The sequence below is a fragment of the Microcoleus sp. AT8-B5 genome (genome assembly GCF_036705565.1).
Taxonomy (GTDB): domain Bacteria; phylum Cyanobacteriota; class Cyanobacteriia; order Cyanobacteriales; family Microcoleaceae; genus Microcoleus.
The window spans coordinates 81,579-99,242 of the sequence record NZ_JAUBUY010000019.1 but is presented as its reverse complement, the minus strand read 5'-3'; the positions used below and the strand labels follow the sequence as shown (position 1 = coordinate 99,242).

Below are 17,664 nucleotides of genomic sequence, written 5' to 3'. Positions count from 1 at the left end.
GTAGGGCTAGCTATGTCTGCTTTTGAAACAACACTATTTCTAATGACTTCTAGTAAAAGTTATGAGTTTTGGTAATCATTCAAAACCCATAACTTTCGACCAGTCGTTACCGAGAAGCGCTGGACGCATCGTCGGGCAGTAAAGCCATTGGGTTGATAGCACCCTGTCCGGCGGGATGAATTTCAAAGTGCAAGTGCGGCCCGGTACTAAAGCCGGTACTCCCCATTTCTGAAATCTGTTCCCCTTGAGCGACTCTCTGACCCTTTTGCACCAAAATCCGGCTGTTGTGGGCATAGATAGTCTCAGTGCCGTCAGGATGGGTAATTTCCACCAGATACCCGTAGCCGCCGTCGTTCCACTGAGCATAGGTAACCACCCCGTCTGATGCTGCCACAATTGGCGTGCCGATCGGCCCTGCAATATCAATTCCCCTGTGCATCCGTCCCCACCGCCAGCCGTAGCCAGAAGTCAGAACGCCCTTAGACGGCCAAATAAACCGGCTAGCAGACTGTTGTTTGCCGTTAGGCAGATAAGTGTCAGGGCTCGACAGCGGAGGCAGTTCTGGAGAAACCATGCGTCCCAAAGACGGGTTGCTTAGGGGGTCGTAAGCCTCAGATCCCAAAGGAGCAGTTGCCACGACCGGCTGATCCTGAGTGCTTTTTGGCGTCAGGTTGATCGGTTGCAGTTCCGCTGCGCGAGCGGGGTCTAAACGCTCTTGCTGCTGCTTCTGAACCTGCTCAGACCAAGCTCTTGATGGCGGTCTGCTGATTTCATTCTGCACCGCCTCAGTATAGTCGGGGGTGTAGAGATATGGATTGACACTTGGCATATCCTCAGACTGGTTGACCGAGGGCCCGTCATTTGGAGCCAGGGACACCGCATTGGCGCCGATCGAATTGCGCGAGGCACGATATTCCTCTCGCAGTCTGACAACTTCTGCCCTCAAGCGTTCGGAATAAGGGTTGAGAGCTTCTGCGGTAGTCCGAGCCTCCGAATTCGATTCTGGTAAAGCGCTAGTTGGATCGGCATTTGAACCCTGGGCGCTAGTATTTGGCACGAACCCGATCGGCTGCGGGTATTCTCCCGTAGCGATGGCGGTAGCAGTTGCACTGGCTGGCGAGGGCAGGGAACTGGTGTCAACAGCACCTGTAAATGTTGGTTCCCCTTGAAGATCCAGCTTCCGTGGATCGCTAATGGTTTGGGAAACTTGAGTCAGCGAAATGCTGTTAATTTGGGGAACCATCGGCGCTGAAATATTGTTCAGACCTTCCAGGTTCTCCAGGGGAGAGACAAGAGGCACTGTGGCCGCCGGTGCTGCAACGCCAGCACCGACTATTATTTCCGAAGTAGACGAACTGGGGTTCAAAGATGCGGGAACCGAATTCGCCGCCCAGACAGATGTAGAGTTGGAGGCAGAATAAGAGGCTGCCGCCTGCACCCCTGGATTTTTAAACCCAACTTGGGGTATTTTGAGCCGTTGATTGACATTCAGCAAGTTGGGGTTGCCGAGCTTGTTGACGGAGATCAGATCTTTGGGCGATACGCCGTGACCTTTGGCGATCGCATCTACTGTATCTCCCGGACGCACGCTGTAGAGAACCTCAGCCGGCGCGGCGGTACTTCCTGCAGGGGGGACTAGCACAGCCGTGGGCAAACTGGGTGTTGCTAAAGACTGTTCAATTGACTCGAATGCTCGATCGGGCGATGCTGCTTGACCTCCCCCGGAATTGGGAATTACAGGTGTGGCATCGAGGTCAGGAATAGTTGTCCCAGTTGCATATTCGGGGGAGGTCAGCGTCGGTGCTGACTCGGGCAAAAATGCCGCAGATGTAGATAAATTTGCTCCCCCCTCCGACCCGAACATCGTTCGACCCGATTCTGTGGTGCGGTTTTCCTGTTTCTTCAAACTGTCGATCGCCCCGTCTGCATTCGGGATCTCGATCGAACTTTGTTCCGGTACCGTCGTGACCAGCGGGGTCGCTGCGGTTGATGGCAGCCCTGTCATGGCTGCACTATCCAATGGCTCGGAGCCAGTCAGATTTAACTCTTGTTCTGGATTGACCGTCGCTGCGATATCTAGCGAAGCCGATGTGCTATAGCCGGCGTTCTGTTGTGGTGTGGCTTCCGTCGCAGTCGGAATTCTGAGCTGTTGGCCAACTTGGAGTATGGTATCGGGTTGGATCTCGTTGGCAGTTGCTAGTACCAACGGTTCAACTTGATAATCCCGAGAAAGCTCCCAAAGGCTTTGCCCTTCCTGCACCTTAACCGTCACCGACTCAGAAGGTGTTCCGGGCTGTTGGGCCCTGGAACCGTCAACTTGTGCGGACGTAGCCGGCCCGTTGGCCGATACTGGCTGTACAGCGGTGGATTCTGATGTCGGTGCGAGTTCAGACGCGCGAGCGCTGTCTCCATTTCTCGGTAGCAGGATGCCAGAAGCACCTACCGATATTGCCAGCCCGATCGTGGCGAGAGAGCGAACTCTGCCTGTGCTGAGCGTTGTCTGTTTGGATGGTTCCGCAGAACCCTCTCTGTCGATTTCACTAGCCTGAACAGGCTTAATTTGGGGATATGTTCGTTTCAAAAAAACGACCTCCTACTGAGAAGCGCTAACTGTCCTTGGAAACACTCAAGGGGATCGCATGAAGCTGAGTTTAAATCAACAAGCAAAAATATTCTGATTGTTGACAGCTATCATGCTTAGGCCAGATTACCTTGCTTTTTTAATTTAGACAAGCTCAAACCGTCAGAAATTTTAAAATTCTCGGTCAAACCTGCTGCAATTAACCCCACAAGCCTTACACCGCAATAGCTGGAACGAATAGATAAAATCTTCGTTCCCGCACAGGCTCTGAACTCTTACCTATTATCTGACTTTAGGCTAATTTCCGGACAGCCTACAACCGTATATTTACTAGATATAGTGTTCAGACCCAAGCTGGTACTCGCTCGCGCCCTAAATCGCTAAAATCCTCTGTTTTTGTTGCTGAATCATCTTGGGAGTAATTTGGTGTTGCTGATAACAATCTGTTTTTGAATGAATAAAATATATTAATGTCGGCTATCGAGATTTTCACCCCTTTGATACAAATTTCTTATATGAAAATGGAGACTTGGCAGCCTCCACCAGCTATTAAATATCTATATATTTATGTGTTGATAATGATTTATCCCAGCTCCCCCAACTGTCGTTTAGCCTCAAATAAACCTACAGCGGCACTGACGGAGAGGTTCAAACTCCTGACTCCAGGCTGGCTCATCGGAATGAAAACTGTGGCGTCGCAGGCATCCAAGACGTATTGGGGAATGCCTACAGTTTCCGAGCCAAACATCAGCCAGTCGCTGGGCTGAAATTGGAATTGCGCGTAATTGTATCGCCCGCCAGTGCTGAATCCGATCGAGCGTCCCCCCCGCTGCTCCCGATAGGCCAAAAAAGCCGCTAAGTCTTCGTGGCACTGGAGGTTGACGTAGGGCCAGTAATCTAAGCCGGCCCGTTTCAGGTAGCGATCGCTAATTTCAAACCCCAGCGGGCCGACTAAATGCAGTTCCGTGCCTGTGGCAGCGCAAGTGCGGGCGATATTGCCAGTATTCGGGGGGATTTGCGGGTGAATCAAGACAAGTTGGGGCATGAAGCTAATTAAAAGCGAAAAATACAGCTATTGGGAAATTTATAAAACTACCCACAGGTAGATATACCTTATAGCTTTTATTTATAACCTTTGTCGAGATCCATTGATTAAATATTCTGATTGGTTTTTGGGAGGTGCTCTGCAACTTTTGACAATTCCCGCATCCAGGATACCCGCCACGTGATTCATTCCAAAAGCAGACTCAGGACCGGTGAAATAAAAAACCTGTATCCGATGAAACTTGCCGAACGTATTTATCTCGCGCAAGTCAATCTAAAATCTAAAATCTCAAATCTAAAATCGATTGACCGGGAGGTTCGGGCTATTTGTATTCGCTGAGTACGCATAGCCAGGGGGCTAGTGAAAGCCCCCGTTATCATAACGGCGGGTACTTCAGGCAACTAACTGGGCGCACAAGTTGTCTTCTAGCTCCAATTCTTGGTGAGCCATGCCATCAATCCCTTGCAGAATAATACTGCGGGTGTCCGAACCTCCCTCGTGCAGTTTCAACCACTGCTGGGCCGTGTTGCCTTCCCGGAGAATCTTTTTGAGTGGCGAGAGAAAGCAACTAAAGCCGCGTTTTTTGGCTATAGGCCAGACTTCTCGGTAAATTTCCTCAATCCAATCTCGTGCCAGAATAGTTCTGCCGTCTTGCCAGTGGGTAAGTTCGGCATCCAAACTTTGCTCGGATGCAGCAATTTCGTTGGCGTCTGTGAGGGCAACTAAGTCTTGGTTGCGCGTGGCCTCCGGTAAGGTGCTGAGTTCTAAGGGGTCTAAGCTGGGGTCTTCCATCATCTGCCAAATGCGAGCTTCTAGTAAGGCAGTGATGGCTAACAAAGCCAGAGGATTGACTTCGAGGTCGCAAATTCTCAGTTCGAGGCGGTTGAGACAGTAGGGGCGACGATCGCCATTGGGTCGCACTGCAGACCACAAATGGCGGACGTTTTGCATAGTACCGAGTTCTAGCTGTTCTTCAGTCCACTGGATGTAATGTCTGTGACTTTCAAACAGGGGGACGATGGCGGGAGTTTTGGGAAACAAACCCCACCGAGTCGAATGATAGCCCGTCACTTCGCCGTCGAGGAAGGGGGAAGAGGCGCTCAAGGCAAGGTACAGTGGTGCTTCGACGCGGGCGAGGCGGATGGCGCGCATCAGCATTTCTGGTTGGGAGATGCCGATGTTGATGTGAATGCTGGCGGTGACGACTTTGGTGCCGTAGGTTTGCTCGATGTAGGTGTGGTAGGGGTTGTTGGGATCGGAGCGGTAAAATCGATCGCTCCCTCCGAGAGACAAGGTACTTCCCGGCAGCAAGGTATAGTCGCCCAATTGTTTTAAATACTCGCGCAGCCGAACTCGTGGCTTGACTAAGGCGCACAGCAGGCGATCGTAGCTGCACAGCGGGGCGGTCGTGTACTCCACATTGCGGCTATCAGGCTCCCGGACAAATCCCTCTAGATCGGCGACTATGCGATCAGAGAGACCGACAACCTCACCTTCGGGAGTGCCGGTATACATTTCTACTTCAAAGCCTTTTGATAGCAGCACGTTTATTCCTCAGCTAAGTTGAGTGCTAGTTTCTAGTATCCCAAAAATTGACCTGTTCATACTATCTCCCACGAGGCAGAGTTGAAATTTTTCGCCACTGGCACTGAAACGCCGTTTTTCGGCGCCAGCTTGTTTAAGCGTTTGTTTCCTAGTTGGAGGGCTGCCACGACAAATACTGCCATGACTACCGAGTTTCCGAGGCGGTTTTAGACTCAGAAAGGCTGTTTGTTCGATCGCGCTTGTGTTTGATTCGGTATTGGGGACGATCGAACTTATGGTGAATAGAACCCACTCCTGCCTCAGTTCGACATCTGTTTTCTGCCTTGAGGGGGATAGCCGCAGATATATATTGGGTGCGATTCTAAAAGAGAGCTCTGCAATATTTTTGAGCTATAATATTAACCCCTAAAAATCCCTGTGAAAGAGCAAGACAGAACTCCTCCCAATTTTTGGAATATGCTAAGCAATTTAGCCTTAGTCCGGTTTTTGCTTTTATTTGCTTCTGGTTGGGCTGGACTGCAACTTTTAGCTTACTTTGAAACAGCAGTCGCGGTTTTCACCATTGCTGCACTCGTGGCTTTTTTGCTCAACTATCCGGTGCGAACTCTCCAGAGATTTTTACCGCGAAGTTTAGCTGTCGCCTTCGTTGTCTTGCTCACCATTTTAGTTTTTGGCGGTCTCACCGTCACTGTAGGCGTCACTCTTTTATCTCAAGGACAGCAATTAATTGACAGCCTGACTGAATTTGTGAATGCTCTGGCGCCTCTGTCCGAGCGCCTCGAAGCATTCCTGCGGGCGAGAAACCTGCAAGTTAACCTGCGAGTTATTGAGGAACAACTGCGAAATCAAGCTTTATCTGGAGTTGTTTGGAGTATTGCTTTCTTACAAGTATTTTTAACCAATTTATTAAATTTAATATTAATTATGGTGGTAGCTTCTTTCATGTTACTTGATGGAGAGAGGCTGTGGCTGTTAGTTCTCAAGTTTATACCTCGACACCTGCACAGGCGTTTAAGTATAACAATAGAGAAAAACTTTTTAGGATTTTTTCAGGCACAAATTCTGTTAATGTTATTTTTGACAACAGCTAGTTTTGGAATTTTCCTACTGTTAGATGTGAGATTTCCTTTAATTTTAGCATTTATTATCGGATTGTTTGATTTAGTTCCAGGGATTGGAGCCACGCTGGGGATTAGCTTAGTTTGTTTTATTGTATTGTCTCAAAATGTGTGGCTAGCTTTAAAAGTATTGGCAGCTTGCATTGTTTTGCAGCAAATTCAAGACAACTTTATTCATCCCAGACTGATGCAAAATTCCCTTAACCTCAATCCGGTAGTGGTATTTTTTGCACTGTTAGTGGGGGCAAGATCAGCAGGACTTTTAGGCATATTTCTAGCAATTCCGCTAGCGGGAGTGATAGTTAGCTGGTTTGACATTGAAGAAATGCAAGCGGAAGGTTAATGGATACAGCCATCCTATTTTATAAAATCAGGCTGCAACATCCGATTTTAACCGGCCGACTAGAAGTCCCATGCTTCAAAAACTCTCCTGTGCCCAAAGCGCCAATAAAAGTAAATAGAAAACAGCAACTTAGGATACACCTTACTGCGTACAGTTAATGAATAAATTGCAAGTCAGTAGGAAATCTTTCTTCTTCTGGTTCTGGATCATAAATGTAATCGCAGTCAAAACGCAGAGCTTGAGAGTGGCGACTGATAGAAAATCCGCAATTACTCACCATTTCTGTAGTAAAAGTTGCCATGACTAACTCAATAAGTCTTCTATAGGAAATGTTAGGTAGTTGAACGTAATAGGTGCGTCTGGCAAAAAATATTCTCTCATCTTTCGGGAGAATTATGCCATTAATTCTGTGTGCGTGTTGAATCGGCTTGATATAGGCCTCAATAAACTGCGACTGATTTTTTTGGAGTCTCGCTAATCTTTCGTGTTGCAACCAGCTCATTTGAAACACAATTTTAATAAATTCAAAGCCCAAAATGTAGTTAAAAACATTATTGCGTTCTTCTGTACTCAAGACGAAGCGGAGTGCAGATTCTAAATATTGGTCAGTTTCTCGGAGCGATTGTTGAGCTGAGTGGATATAAAATTGTTTGATGTAGCTTCTTAAATCTGATTCGTTTAATTGTTTTTTGACCCGAAATCTGATTAAATACTCTTTGACTCGGTGTAGAGTATCTACATCTTCAAACATTTTTGAAACTAAACCGTCGGCTGTATAATTATCTAAAAATTCTGCTTGCAAGTCGGGAGTAGATGCACACAATATGTAGCAGAGAGACAAGACATAGCGCCGTTGGTTCCAAGGCAAGCTTTGGGCCCATTCTTTAACTTCTACAGGGAGTTTTTGGAGCACGGTATCTGTGTGGGGGAGTTGAGCAAGGTCGGCATATTTATGTTTTTGTTTAATCATTGCCTGAAACCTTATATTAGTAAGTATACAGAGTCGTCGATCGCAGATGATGGGAGAGGGGATATGCGAGGGAGGCGGCTAGTTATTCTGTCTTATTTTATTGCCATCTATCTAAATATACATTCTGGAGGGAACAGAGGGCGTGATCTGTCTCACACTTTAGCGACTTTTAAATCACAAATGCTAGCTTTTCGCATCACATTTTGCGACTGTGAGTGTCACCCATAAAACTTATTCACGTCACTGGAGCAACAGTGGGTTTCGTTGAGGATTAAGTCGGGTGATTCATAAGTTTTTGTTAGTAATGATTACTGAGATCGATCGTGAAGTTGACTACAAGTATTTTCCCGGAAAATCAGTGCCAAGACTTAACTTTTTGCGAGATCCTCGTGCAACAAATGCGACAGTGGCTCGATAGCATTGCAGTGGGAAAGCCACCAGTAACTCAGTGGTGTGCTAACTTATACTCGCACGGTGTTCTTGTCAGAGATATATCTAGTTATTGGGACACTATTTTTTCCACGTACTGCCTATGTGCAAGCTTAATCCTGTCCATGAGGAATTAATGGGGTTACGCTTTCGCTCGCTCTGGTTGTTGGGCGGGGTCAGCCATAACAGATACAAGTTTCCGACAACAGTAGTGAGCAACCCAAAATTTTAGATATTAGTTCCCGCCCCCAGATGTATCTGTGGAGTAAATCTAAAATCTAAAATCTACTGAGGTATGCGCCGAAGATGTAACCCTGTACTACTGATTGAGGGGTGTCATACCTCGATCGCCCCTTGATATCAATTATTTATGGGGTATGTCGCTCTGGTAGTTGCGAGAGCCATAATTTAAGCCATAATTGTTGATAATATCAATGGATGCCTCTCGATAGGAGTGGGTATCCATCGTGGCGCTTAAGCCAAAAATAACATCAAACGGTAGCAGCAAAAACAATAACTATAAAAATAATTTAATAATCTACGTGGGCTCAGGGAAGTGAATATGTTTAACGCAACTGAACTGCTGATTAAGGCTTTTGTCAATCGCCTGATTGAAGGCTACCGCCACACTTATGGCGGGTTTAAATCTGACTATGGTGAGATTATTGCTTGGGTGGCGAGTATGGCTTTAGAAAATATTGCTAATAGCGATGCTCTTTACCATAATGTCGAACACACTATTTTAGTGACCTTGGTGGGACAAGCAATTCTGGGGGGGAAGCACATCCGCGAAGGGGGTGTTTCCTGCGAAGATTGGCTGCACTTCCACATTGCTTTGCTATGTCACGATATCGGGTATGTTAAAGGTGTTTGCAGGCAAGATAGAACAGATTTGGGACTGTATGCGACGGGAATAGGCGACCTGAAATTAACGCTGCCTCCGGGGGCCACGGATGCTAGTTTGATGCTTTATCATGTCGATCGCGGAAAAATGTTTATTGACGAGCGTTTTGGCGGTCACAAACTGATTGACGCTGAGCTGGTTAAGCATAATATTGAGCTGACTCGTTTCCCAGTTCCTACAGATGAAGATTATCAAGATACTGTAAATTATCCGGGTTTAGTTCGGGCTGCTGATTTAATTGGTCAATTGAGCGATCCGCGATATTTGCAAAAGATTGCGGCGCTGTTTTACGAGTTTGAGGAGACTGGGCAAAATCGGGTTTTGGGCTATCAGAATCCGGGGGAGTTGCGGGATGGTTATCCGAAGTTTTATTGGAATGTGGTTCATCGGTATGTGAAGGATGCGATCGGCTATTTGGAACTGACGCAGCAGGGAAAACAAGTTGTTGCTAATCTGAGCGCGAATGTTTTTCGGGTGGAGCATTCTCAGGTTCCAAAGTCGGCGGTGGCTGTAGTTAGCTAGGGTTGGGGTAGATGTAGGGCGATCGTTCTTTTTTCGGATAAATAAGCCCACCTAAAAAAACAGAATATCCAGATCCCAGACTTCTCCAAGAAGTCGGGGATCTAACCGAAGAATCCTTATGCAAGACAGAATTCAGCAATCCTGTTGATATTGAAGCGCTAAATCTTCGATGAGTTCCACCATTGCGCGAACCATAGGCATTTTAGTGAGAATTTCGATCCAATACCACTGTCCGTTAGGATTGAGTTCGATAAAATAGAGCGTGTCGTCCTCATCGCGAATGATATCGAATGCACCAAAATTCAAACCAAATTCGTCAAGCATTTGATGAAGTTTGTTGAGATAGTCGATCGGCAAATTGTCGGGAACGTGAACGAGTTTATCCGGTTCGGTGACGCGCCAATCTAAAGTCACATCTGAATCGTTGATATGTTTGGCATCAATGCGACAGACAAAATCATGCTTGCCGATTAATGTAACGCGATATTCTGCCTTCTTTTGAATGCGTTTTTGAATAAAAACAGGCGCTAATCGAATGCTCTCTCGAAATGCTTCAAGTGTTTCTACATCAATGGGGCGAGTATAGCAAGCATACTGCTTTTCATCATGTAGGAATCCAGAGTAGCGCATCGGTTTGACAATGCACTTACCCTGTTGTGTCACAAAGTTGCAAGCAGCATCGTAGGAATTGGTTACGAGTGTTGGAGGGATAGTAATTCCCAGTTTTTGAGCAATTGGAATCTGATTGATGCGATGGGAAGGCAATCTAATTTTGTAGTAGTTATTGACCCACCTCGCTTTGGGATATAAGCCAGACAGAGAGTACATTAAAGATTCTGTTTCTTCTTGACAATACTTGATTGCCCAAGCATCATCAACTTCTGGAAACACTTGATAATCTTCTGGTTTTCGCCACCAAATCACGCCAACATCTTGAACTTCTCTCAAAGAGTCTTCAAAAGACAAAAAACTTTGACTGGGATTGCCCGAAGCTTGCCACGAGTAAGCATATTTGCTTTTTTTTATAAAACTTTCTGAATTCAATCGAATTGCTCGAATATTTGATTTTTGCAATTCGTTGATAACGACATCTGCATGAATGTCTGTCTCGGAAGTCACGATTAAAAGGTCTGTCATACTATTTTATATTTTAGATTTGAGATTTGAGATGAAAAATTACGGATTCTGTATGGGTTTGGATCTTATAGGGGATTGCATTATTTTTGGAAACGGGTATCACAACCAAACCAATTGAAATAAAATTGACAGTGAAAGACCTGTCATGCAAAAATTCATGCAGGTCTTTCAAGAAATCAGATGGCAAGCAAAAGACGACCTTAGCCAGAGCAAATTCTAGTCGTCCTCTTGCTGGTCATCATCATTCTCGTCAAACTGCCTAACAGTGGAGCCACTGCGATTACACCAGGAGCCACTCATGGAGGTGATGTTGGAGGTCTGCGTGGTGGGATCGTAGCTAAAAGTCTCCTCGGCGGTGATGCCGTACTTGGGCAAGATGCTCAGGTGCATCATCAAAGGATTTGCTTTTTTGTCTAGAGCGAGTTGGGTAGTCGTCATAAGTTAGTCTTTTTGAGCGATTGTTTTACTTTCACAATGCTACAGCTTGCCAATTAATTTGTATAGTCGAAAAAGGTCGGATAAAGTCGTATAATATAAAAAGTTTTGATAAAGCTTTAATCGTTTTTGTATTCAAGGCGAAAATAGTCGGATCTAGACGGTTTTAGTTCGATCGCTCGGATATTGTGAGGAGGCGCGGGTGAACGTTAAGGAAGCACTGGCTTTTGCAGATGAAGTGGTCTTTGCGAAAACTGGCAAGCATTTAGATGATATGCAAGTTGGTGTGATTGAGGGCGTTTTGAAGCGGCAAAAGTATGGCGATATTGCCCAAGCGCTGAATTGTACTGAGGGTTATGCTAAAGATGTGGGCTACGAGCTATGGGAGTTGTTCTCTGATGCTTTTGGAGAAGAGGTTAATAAGTTAAATTTGCGATCGGCACTGATTCGGAAGTCCAGGATTAGCAATGTTACTGGAAGCGTCATTAGTGGCAATCATGTTGCTCGTGGTCATTTAATCGGAGCGCTGAATGTCTGCACATCGCAGGAAGAGTAGCCTGAGTTTTTGCGGGGAAAGCAGCGGGCGAAAATGGAGGCGATTAAACGCTTGCAAGCCGTCGGTTTGAGCGACGAGCAGATCGCGCAATGCTTGGATATGACGCTAGAAGAGATTCGACAAGTCGATTTGACAGAATAAGAATGTTTTGCTCCTGATTACCAGATAGATTGAATCGTTAAAAAGCTCAGAAAACGAAAAATCACCATGAGATTCATTAACCCCAAAACCGATTTTGCCTTCAAAAAAATATTCGGTTCCAATCAAAGCAAACCAATCTTAATCAGCTTTCTCAATGCCATGATTTATGATGGCAACCCCACCATCGCCGACCTAGAAATCATCGACCCGTATTTAGCATCAAGAGTACAGTATCTCAAAGACTCTTACCTGGATGTCAAAGCCAGACTTGCAGGAGGCGAAACTGTAATTATCGAGATGCAAGTTTTAAATGTAGAATCTTTTGCGAAACGGGTGGTTTACAATGCTGCGAAAACTTACTCAACTCAACTAATTCGCGGTGAAGGTTACTTTAAGTTAAAACCTGTAATTGCTTTGACAATTACCGATTTTGAAATGTTAGACAATGACCGAGAAGTAATTTCTCACTTTGTGTTCAAGGAGAAAAAGCGTTTATTTGATTATGTCGATCCTGAGATAGAACTGATATTTATCGAGTTACCCAAATTTAACAAACAATTGGATGAATTAGAAACTTTGACTGATAAGTGGGTTTATTTTATGAAAAATGCTCCCAGTTTGGAAGTGATACCGCAAACAATGCAAACAGTGTCGGAAATACAGCAAGCTTTTGCTATTGCTAATGAAACTAACTTGAATCCAGAAGAGTTGGCAGATTTAGAAGCACGCGAAAGGTATATTCTGGATCAGCAGGGAATCTTGCGAAAGGGAATTGAAGAAGGAATTCAGCAAGGAATTCAGCAAGGAATGAGAGAAAAAGCTCTGGAAATTGCTAGGCAACTTCTCAATGTACTTGACAATCAAACAATCAGTCAAACTACTGGTTTGAGCGTTGAAGATATCCAAAACTTGCGGGAGGAATAGAAAGGAAGGGAAAAAGTACGATAGCACAATTACTCTACCTTTTATCCCTACTAGGATCGGCCTGGTAGCACAGGTTTTTGAGTCTCTGCCTCTTTGACTGAGAATGAAGCCAAATATTAACTCTCATCCACTTAATGTTCAAGGATGAGTCTGCCCTCTCTCTAAAGGAAGATTTCATTAAACCAGTAAATTCCGTATGATGCTGTAAAAGTCAGTCAGATGGGAAAGCTATCTCCGACTCTAGCTCCGAATAACTGACCAATCTTACAATAAAAAAAAATACATCTCATGACATCAGTCACTCCCAATCAAACTTCTTCTCAATACGAAGTTAGCGAACCAGAAGAAAAAATTGAGTCTCTGGTAGAAGAAGTTAAGCCAGAAAGCGAAATCGATTTAGAGTTCCTCTACACCAGAGACATTGAATTCCGACAAGAAACAATTTATTTTATTGTAGTCGATCGCTTTTACGACGGCGATCCCGCAAATAACGAAGGCCCTAACCCAGAACTTTACGATCCAGAAGGCAAAGATTGGGGCAGATATTGGGGCGGCGATTTGCAGGGAGTTATCGACAAACTCGATTACTTAAAAGATATGGGAGTTAGCGCAGTTTGGCTGACTCCACTGTTCGAGCAAGTTGAAGCATTATTTGTCGAACAAGCTGCAATTCACGGCTACTGGACTAAAGATTTCAAGCGACTAAATCCCCGCTTCATTGCCACAGGCGACAATCCTTCTATCAACCAAACACAAGAAACTAAAGATACCGTATTTGACAAATTAGTATACGAGTTGCACCAGCGAAACATGAAACTCGTGCTCGATATTGTCTGCAATCACAGCAACCCAGATTTTAGCGGTAAAAAAGGGGAACTCTACGACGACGGCGTAAAAATAGCTGACTTTAACGACGATGAAGATGACTGGTATCACCACTACGGCGAAGTCACAAACTGGGAAGACGAATGGCAAGTCCAAAACTGCGAACTGTCGGGTTTAGCAACTTTCAACGAAAACAATATTGCCTACCGCAATTACATTAAATCAGCAATTAAACAATGGCTAGACAGAGGTGTTGATGCTTTGCGGGTTGATACAGTCAAGCATATGCCTATTTGGTTTTGGCAGGAATTTAATGCTGACATTTTAACACACAGACCTGATGTTTTCATTTTTGGCGAATGGATTTACAGCGACCCTAGAAACGATCGTTCTGTGGAATTTGCCAACGAGTCGGGGATGACTATTTTAGATTTTGGTCTGTGCGTGGCAATTCGAGAAGTATTGGGGAAGGGTGCGGGCGCGGGATTTAAGTTAGTCCAAGATGTCCTGAATTTGGATCACCGCTACTACGGGGCGACGGAGTTGATTACTTTTATTGACAACCACGATATGCCGAGGTTTCAGTCGTTGAATCCCGATCCAGAAATGCTGCATTTGGCGATATGTTTAATTATGACGACTCGCGGTATTCCCTGCATTTATTACGGCACTGAACAGTATCTGCACGATGATACAGATGGGGGGAATGACCCTTACAACCGCCCGATGATGGAAAAATGGGATAATGATGCGCCGATTTACCGAGATGTGCGTTTGCTGTCGGGATTGCGACGGCTGAATCCAGCTATTTCGATGGGGAGTCAGTGGCAAAAGTATCTAACTCCTGATGTTTATTGTTACGTGCGCCGCTATCGCGATTCGGTGGTGTTTGTAGCGATGAATCGCGGCAATTCTGTGACACTTAAAGAGGTTGATACTGAGCTGCCTGATGGAGAGCATACGGAGGTTTTATCGCGCCGCAAGTTTGAAGTTAAAGACGGGATGCTGTATAATTTAGAGTTGGGTTCGCGGGAAGTAATGATTTTTAGTCGCGTCGGAGAACGAGTTAAGGCGAAAACTATTGTGCGGGCGCAGCTTAACAGCGTTAGAACTCAGCCTGGGGAAAGAATTGTGGTGATTGGAGATTGCCCTGAGTTGGGGAATTGGGATATTAGTAAGGGCTACCCCTTGGAGTATATCAATACTAATACTTGGTTTGGGGAAATTCCTTTTAATGAAAGTGCGGGGAAGTTGATTTCTTATAAGTATGCGCTGCTACGGGAAGGACTGTCGCCGCTGCGAGAAAACCTGGTTTGTCGCCGCTGGGTTTTAGTTTCGGAAGGGACTGTGAAATGGCGGGATAAGTGGGCGAGTGGACGCGAGTCGTGATTTTTAATCAACAGGCTTTCCGGCTTGTTTTACCAGTTTTTAATCAACAGGCTCTCCGGTCTGTTCCACAACCAAGTTTCTGTTTTGTGGAACGGGCCGGAGATCCCGTTGCTGATATTACGAGTTTAAAGCGATCGCAGCTTCTGGGCTAAAACATCGACATAAGGTTCGCTGCTGTGCTGGTTCACAACCATTTCGTACCCCCGCTGCGCTTGAGATTCAGCTTCTTGAGGATTTGAAAGCAAATGGACGATCGCCTCGCGCAAACCTGCTGCATCTCCCACATCTACCACTTTGGCAATATCCGGGGTGGCTAAATAATCGACCATACCTTGAGTCCGAGTAATGACGACCGGCCGCTTGCAGGCCATTGCTTCTAGCAAACCCTGCACTCCAGCAGCATATTTATTTTCCGCCAAACAAACTGCAATTACGTCTGCATCGCGATAAAGCTGCACTAAATCCGGCCATTCGTAGAACTTGCGGGACATATTTTCTGGCATAGTATCGGGGAAAGCTTGCGATAAAGCTTTGGCATCTTTAGAAAAACCGCTAATTTTTACGTCAACATCTAAGTCAGCAGTTGCTGCTGCTAGGAGTCGGTAGTCGCGCTTTTCTAACCCGACGCTAACAATCGTTTGTCGCTTTTTATCGCCAGAAACGGGGCCGGGTGTGAAAAACTTAGTGTCTGTCTGGTCTAGATGCACTAAAATCTGGGATTCAGGTAAAGCTAAATAACTGCGGAGGAAGTCAGTTTGAGGGCTGGCGCAAGCCATGAACACGTCAATTTTGTCAGCCAAACCAAATAGTTTCAGGGCGACGCGGCCGCGCAGCCGATCGATATTGTGGAAATGTACAACAATTTTCGGGCGATCGGGCTTAGCCCCGCAAACCGCCGCCACTGGAATGCCAATGTCCTCGCCGTTACAAAATATCACGTCGTCGCTGCTGACTTGCTCGGACAATTTGCGCGCGGCGGCCCAATGTTCGGGTTTAGAAGAAATTTTCGATCGCAGCTTGTCGCTCAACGAGATCGCTTCGCCATCCGGGGCGTGAACGGTGGCATTTAAGCTCTCTCTGAGGGCCCGCAGGACGTGGCGAGGACATTTGCCTAGTTGTGCATCGCGGTCAATTCCATCTAGGTCTATTTTGCGACCTAATGCCAAATGGTATTTCAAAGTATTCTCCTTATATTTATTCTGGTGCTGGCACAAATTATCTAACCTCTGAAGATTCTATCCTCTGCTGTTGAAAGTGCTGGTACGATCGATCGGTCGATTTTAGATTTTAGATTTTAGATTTTAGATTTTAGAAAAATCTGGGGGGTTCTCCCTCATGTGTAAATTTTTTTGATTTCCATCAATCTCACATCTTGCACCATTCTCAAGAACGGGCTCTGGGGCCCGTTCTACAAAAGATAAATTTCTTGTGGAACAGGCCGGAAAGCCTGTTTGTAAAAGGATTATTGACAATGGTGCAGCACATCAGATCGATCCTGTCTGGGGCTTGTATCGCAACCGCGCTGACGGTTAGGAAACCGGGTTTATCGACACCCGCGCCCAAATCCTGTACGAATCAAAAACAGTGACCAAGAATTTCTAGATGGTACCGCCACGTGATTTATCTCGCGCAAATCAATCCAAAATCTAAAATCTCAAATCCTTGCGTCCCCCGAATTGATCTCGCGCAAGTCAATCCAAAATCTAAAATCTAAAATCTAAAATCGAATGACACGCGCCGATCGATTCCAAGGACTTAAGCTTTTATGCTGAAGTTAGCTAAAAAATTTATGTTTAACCTCATGTATATTTCTCCAGAGCAAGACCAAAAAATTCGCTACACCCTGCGCGAGTGCGGTCAAGAAGCTTACAAGCTAGCAGCCGAACCTTTTGAAGTTTCCGAGAAAGGGCCCAACGACTACGTGACGAGTATCGATCAATACCTAGACCGACAACTATCGGCAGCATTTAGCGCTTTGTTTCCTGAAGACGGCAGGATCACCGAGGAAAACGTCGCCTCCAGAACAGCTTACTGCGCCAATTACCAGCGCCTCTGGTGCATCGATCCCCTCGACGGGACTGAAGAATTTATTCGGGGAAAACTGCACTACGCTTCCATGGTGGGGCTGCTGCTGGAAGGGAACCCGGTGGCCGGCTGGCTCTACGCCCCGGCTTTTGACCAAATGTATTTTGGCGGCAAAGATTGGGGATTGTTCCAAAGTGTCGGAACCGAAGCGCCACAGCCGATCGCCCTATGCAAACCCCCGGCTCCGACAGCGGAAAATTGTAAAATTATTCTCGGAGACAAAGACCAGAAAAACTACGCCCTGGCGATCGCCCAAAGCATCCCCGGCGCAGAATTTTACTCGCTGGGCAGCTTTGGCTTAAAAGTGATGGAAGTTATCTTCGGTCGAGCTGGTTTGTACCTGTATCTCAACGGCAGAGTTAAAGTGTGGGATACCGCCGGCCCTTTGGCTTTAGCAAAAGCAGCCGGATTGGTTTGTTGCGACTTGCAAGGTCAACCGCTGAGGTGGAGTAAAGATGCGATCGAGCCGGAAACTCTGGCCCACAGGCAGTCAATCGCGATCGGCTGGCCGGAATACATAGAACCTCTGTTGGGTAAAGTTCAAAAGGCAGTGGCAGGCTTGTAAACCCGTTTAAGATTAAAGAATCTGCCAATTTTACGTGAACCGGGCCTGTCCACCCTTATGATCAATTAAAGGAGCAACGGATTGTTTGTGTTCCCAAACATCGATCGTTCCCTAGCTGTTGGGTGTCGCCTAATCATATTTCCCACCTCC

The 17,664-nt window shown here is 45.9% G+C and carries 14 protein-coding genes; 7 read left to right on the top strand and 7 right to left on the bottom strand.

Features of this window, described 5'->3' with window-relative positions:
- Nucleotides 1-106: 106 nt before the first annotated feature.
- The 3 genes from QUB39_RS15175 to gshA form a co-directional block, all read right to left on the bottom strand.
- Nucleotides 107-2,581, bottom strand: a complete 2,475-nt coding sequence (locus QUB39_RS15175; RefSeq protein ID WP_333209450.1) for a peptidoglycan DD-metalloendopeptidase family protein — start codon at nt 2,579-2,581, stop codon at nt 107-109.
- A 583-nt stretch (nt 2,582-3,164) separates the two neighbouring features.
- On the bottom strand, nt 3,165-3,626 hold the full coding sequence (locus tag QUB39_RS15170; protein ID WP_333054030.1) for a tRNA (cytidine(34)-2'-O)-methyltransferase: 462 nt from the start codon (nt 3,624-3,626) through the stop codon (nt 3,165-3,167).
- 393 nt (nt 3,627-4,019) lie between these two features.
- Nucleotides 4,020-5,171 (bottom strand): glutamate--cysteine ligase, encoded by a 1,152-nt coding sequence (gene gshA / locus QUB39_RS15165; RefSeq protein ID WP_333054029.1) that lies wholly within the window; start codon nt 5,169-5,171, stop codon nt 4,020-4,022.
- A 417-nt stretch (nt 5,172-5,588) separates the two neighbouring features.
- Between gshA and QUB39_RS15160 the strand changes: the two genes are divergently transcribed.
- Nucleotides 5,589-6,632, top strand: coding sequence for an AI-2E family transporter (locus QUB39_RS15160; protein WP_333054028.1), 1,044 nt, complete (start codon nt 5,589-5,591; stop codon nt 6,630-6,632).
- Nucleotides 6,633-6,786: 154 nt separating this feature from the next.
- On the opposite strand, the gene QUB39_RS15155 is transcribed toward QUB39_RS15160, so the two are convergent.
- Nucleotides 6,787-7,602, bottom strand: a complete 816-nt coding sequence (locus QUB39_RS15155) for a cobyrinic acid a,c-diamide synthase (RefSeq protein ID WP_333054027.1) — start codon at nt 7,600-7,602, stop codon at nt 6,787-6,789.
- Between the two features lie 502 nt (nt 7,603-8,104).
- Here QUB39_RS15155 and QUB39_RS30625 point away from each other — a divergent pair.
- Both QUB39_RS30625 and QUB39_RS15150 read left to right on the top strand, forming a co-directional pair.
- Entirely contained in the window at nt 8,105-8,263 is a 159-nt protein-coding gene (locus QUB39_RS30625; protein WP_445243025.1) for a Mo-dependent nitrogenase C-terminal domain-containing protein, read from the top strand.
- Between the two features lie 330 nt (nt 8,264-8,593).
- Nucleotides 8,594-9,457, top strand: coding sequence for an Npun_R2479 family HD domain-containing metalloprotein (locus tag QUB39_RS15150; protein WP_333209448.1), 864 nt, complete (start codon nt 8,594-8,596; stop codon nt 9,455-9,457).
- A gap of 132 nt (nt 9,458-9,589) precedes the next feature.
- On the opposite strand, the gene QUB39_RS15145 is transcribed toward QUB39_RS15150, so the two are convergent.
- Both QUB39_RS15145 and QUB39_RS15140 read right to left on the bottom strand, forming a co-directional pair.
- Nucleotides 9,590-10,594: an MvdC/MvdD family ATP grasp protein gene (locus QUB39_RS15145; RefSeq protein ID WP_333054025.1), complete on the bottom strand. Its 1,005-nt coding sequence runs from the start codon at nt 10,592-10,594 to the stop codon at nt 9,590-9,592.
- 216 nt (nt 10,595-10,810) lie between these two features.
- Nucleotides 10,811-11,032, bottom strand: a complete 222-nt coding sequence (locus tag QUB39_RS15140; protein WP_333054024.1) for a hypothetical protein — start codon at nt 11,030-11,032, stop codon at nt 10,811-10,813.
- A gap of 199 nt (nt 11,033-11,231) precedes the next feature.
- On the opposite strand from QUB39_RS15140, the gene QUB39_RS15135 reads away from it, so the two are divergent.
- The 3 genes from QUB39_RS15135 (at nt 11,232) to QUB39_RS15125 (ending at nt 14,864) form a co-directional block, all read left to right on the top strand.
- Nucleotides 11,232-11,585, top strand: a complete 354-nt coding sequence (locus tag QUB39_RS15135; RefSeq protein WP_333209446.1) for a hypothetical protein — start codon at nt 11,232-11,234, stop codon at nt 11,583-11,585.
- Between the two features lie 207 nt (nt 11,586-11,792).
- A complete protein-coding gene (locus tag QUB39_RS15130; RefSeq protein ID WP_333209444.1) occupies nt 11,793-12,650 on the top strand; it encodes an Rpn family recombination-promoting nuclease/putative transposase in 858 nt (285 codons plus the stop codon).
- A gap of 288 nt (nt 12,651-12,938) precedes the next feature.
- Nucleotides 12,939-14,864 (top strand): alpha-amylase family glycosyl hydrolase, encoded by a 1,926-nt coding sequence (locus QUB39_RS15125; protein WP_333209442.1) that lies wholly within the window; start codon nt 12,939-12,941, stop codon nt 14,862-14,864.
- 125 nt (nt 14,865-14,989) lie between these two features.
- On the opposite strand, the gene QUB39_RS15120 is transcribed toward QUB39_RS15125, so the two are convergent.
- Entirely contained in the window at nt 14,990-16,042 is a 1,053-nt protein-coding gene (locus QUB39_RS15120; protein WP_333054021.1) for a glycosyltransferase family 4 protein, read from the bottom strand.
- Nucleotides 16,043-16,653: 611 nt separating this feature from the next.
- Between QUB39_RS15120 and QUB39_RS15115 the strand changes: the two genes are divergently transcribed.
- Nucleotides 16,654-17,514 carry an inositol monophosphatase family protein gene (locus QUB39_RS15115; RefSeq protein WP_333054020.1) on the top strand — a complete coding sequence of 287 codons (861 nt, stop codon included), beginning with the start codon at nt 16,654-16,656 and terminating at the stop codon, nt 17,512-17,514.
- Nucleotides 17,515-17,664: the final 150 nt, after the last annotated feature.

Coding starts and splice junctions, on each gene's coding strand:
- QUB39_RS15170 (WP_333054030.1), bottom strand. CDS start 3,626: ATGCCCCAACTTGTCTTGATTCACCCGCAAATCCCCCCGAATACTGGC.
- QUB39_RS15155 (WP_333054027.1), bottom strand. CDS start 7,602: ATGATTAAACAAAAACATAAATATGCCGACCTTGCTCAACTCCCCCAC.
- QUB39_RS15150 (WP_333209448.1), top strand. CDS start 8,594: ATGTTTAACGCAACTGAACTGCTGATTAAGGCTTTTGTCAATCGCCTG.
- QUB39_RS15145 (WP_333054025.1), bottom strand. CDS start 10,594: ATGACAGACCTTTTAATCGTGACTTCCGAGACAGACATTCATGCAGAT.
- QUB39_RS15140 (WP_333054024.1), bottom strand. CDS start 11,032: ATGACGACTACCCAACTCGCTCTAGACAAAAAAGCAAATCCTTTGATG.
- QUB39_RS15130 (WP_333209444.1), top strand. CDS start 11,793: ATGAGATTCATTAACCCCAAAACCGATTTTGCCTTCAAAAAAATATTC.
- QUB39_RS15125 (WP_333209442.1), top strand. CDS start 12,939: ATGACATCAGTCACTCCCAATCAAACTTCTTCTCAATACGAAGTTAGC.
- QUB39_RS15115 (WP_333054020.1), top strand. CDS start 16,654: ATGTTTAACCTCATGTATATTTCTCCAGAGCAAGACCAAAAAATTCGC.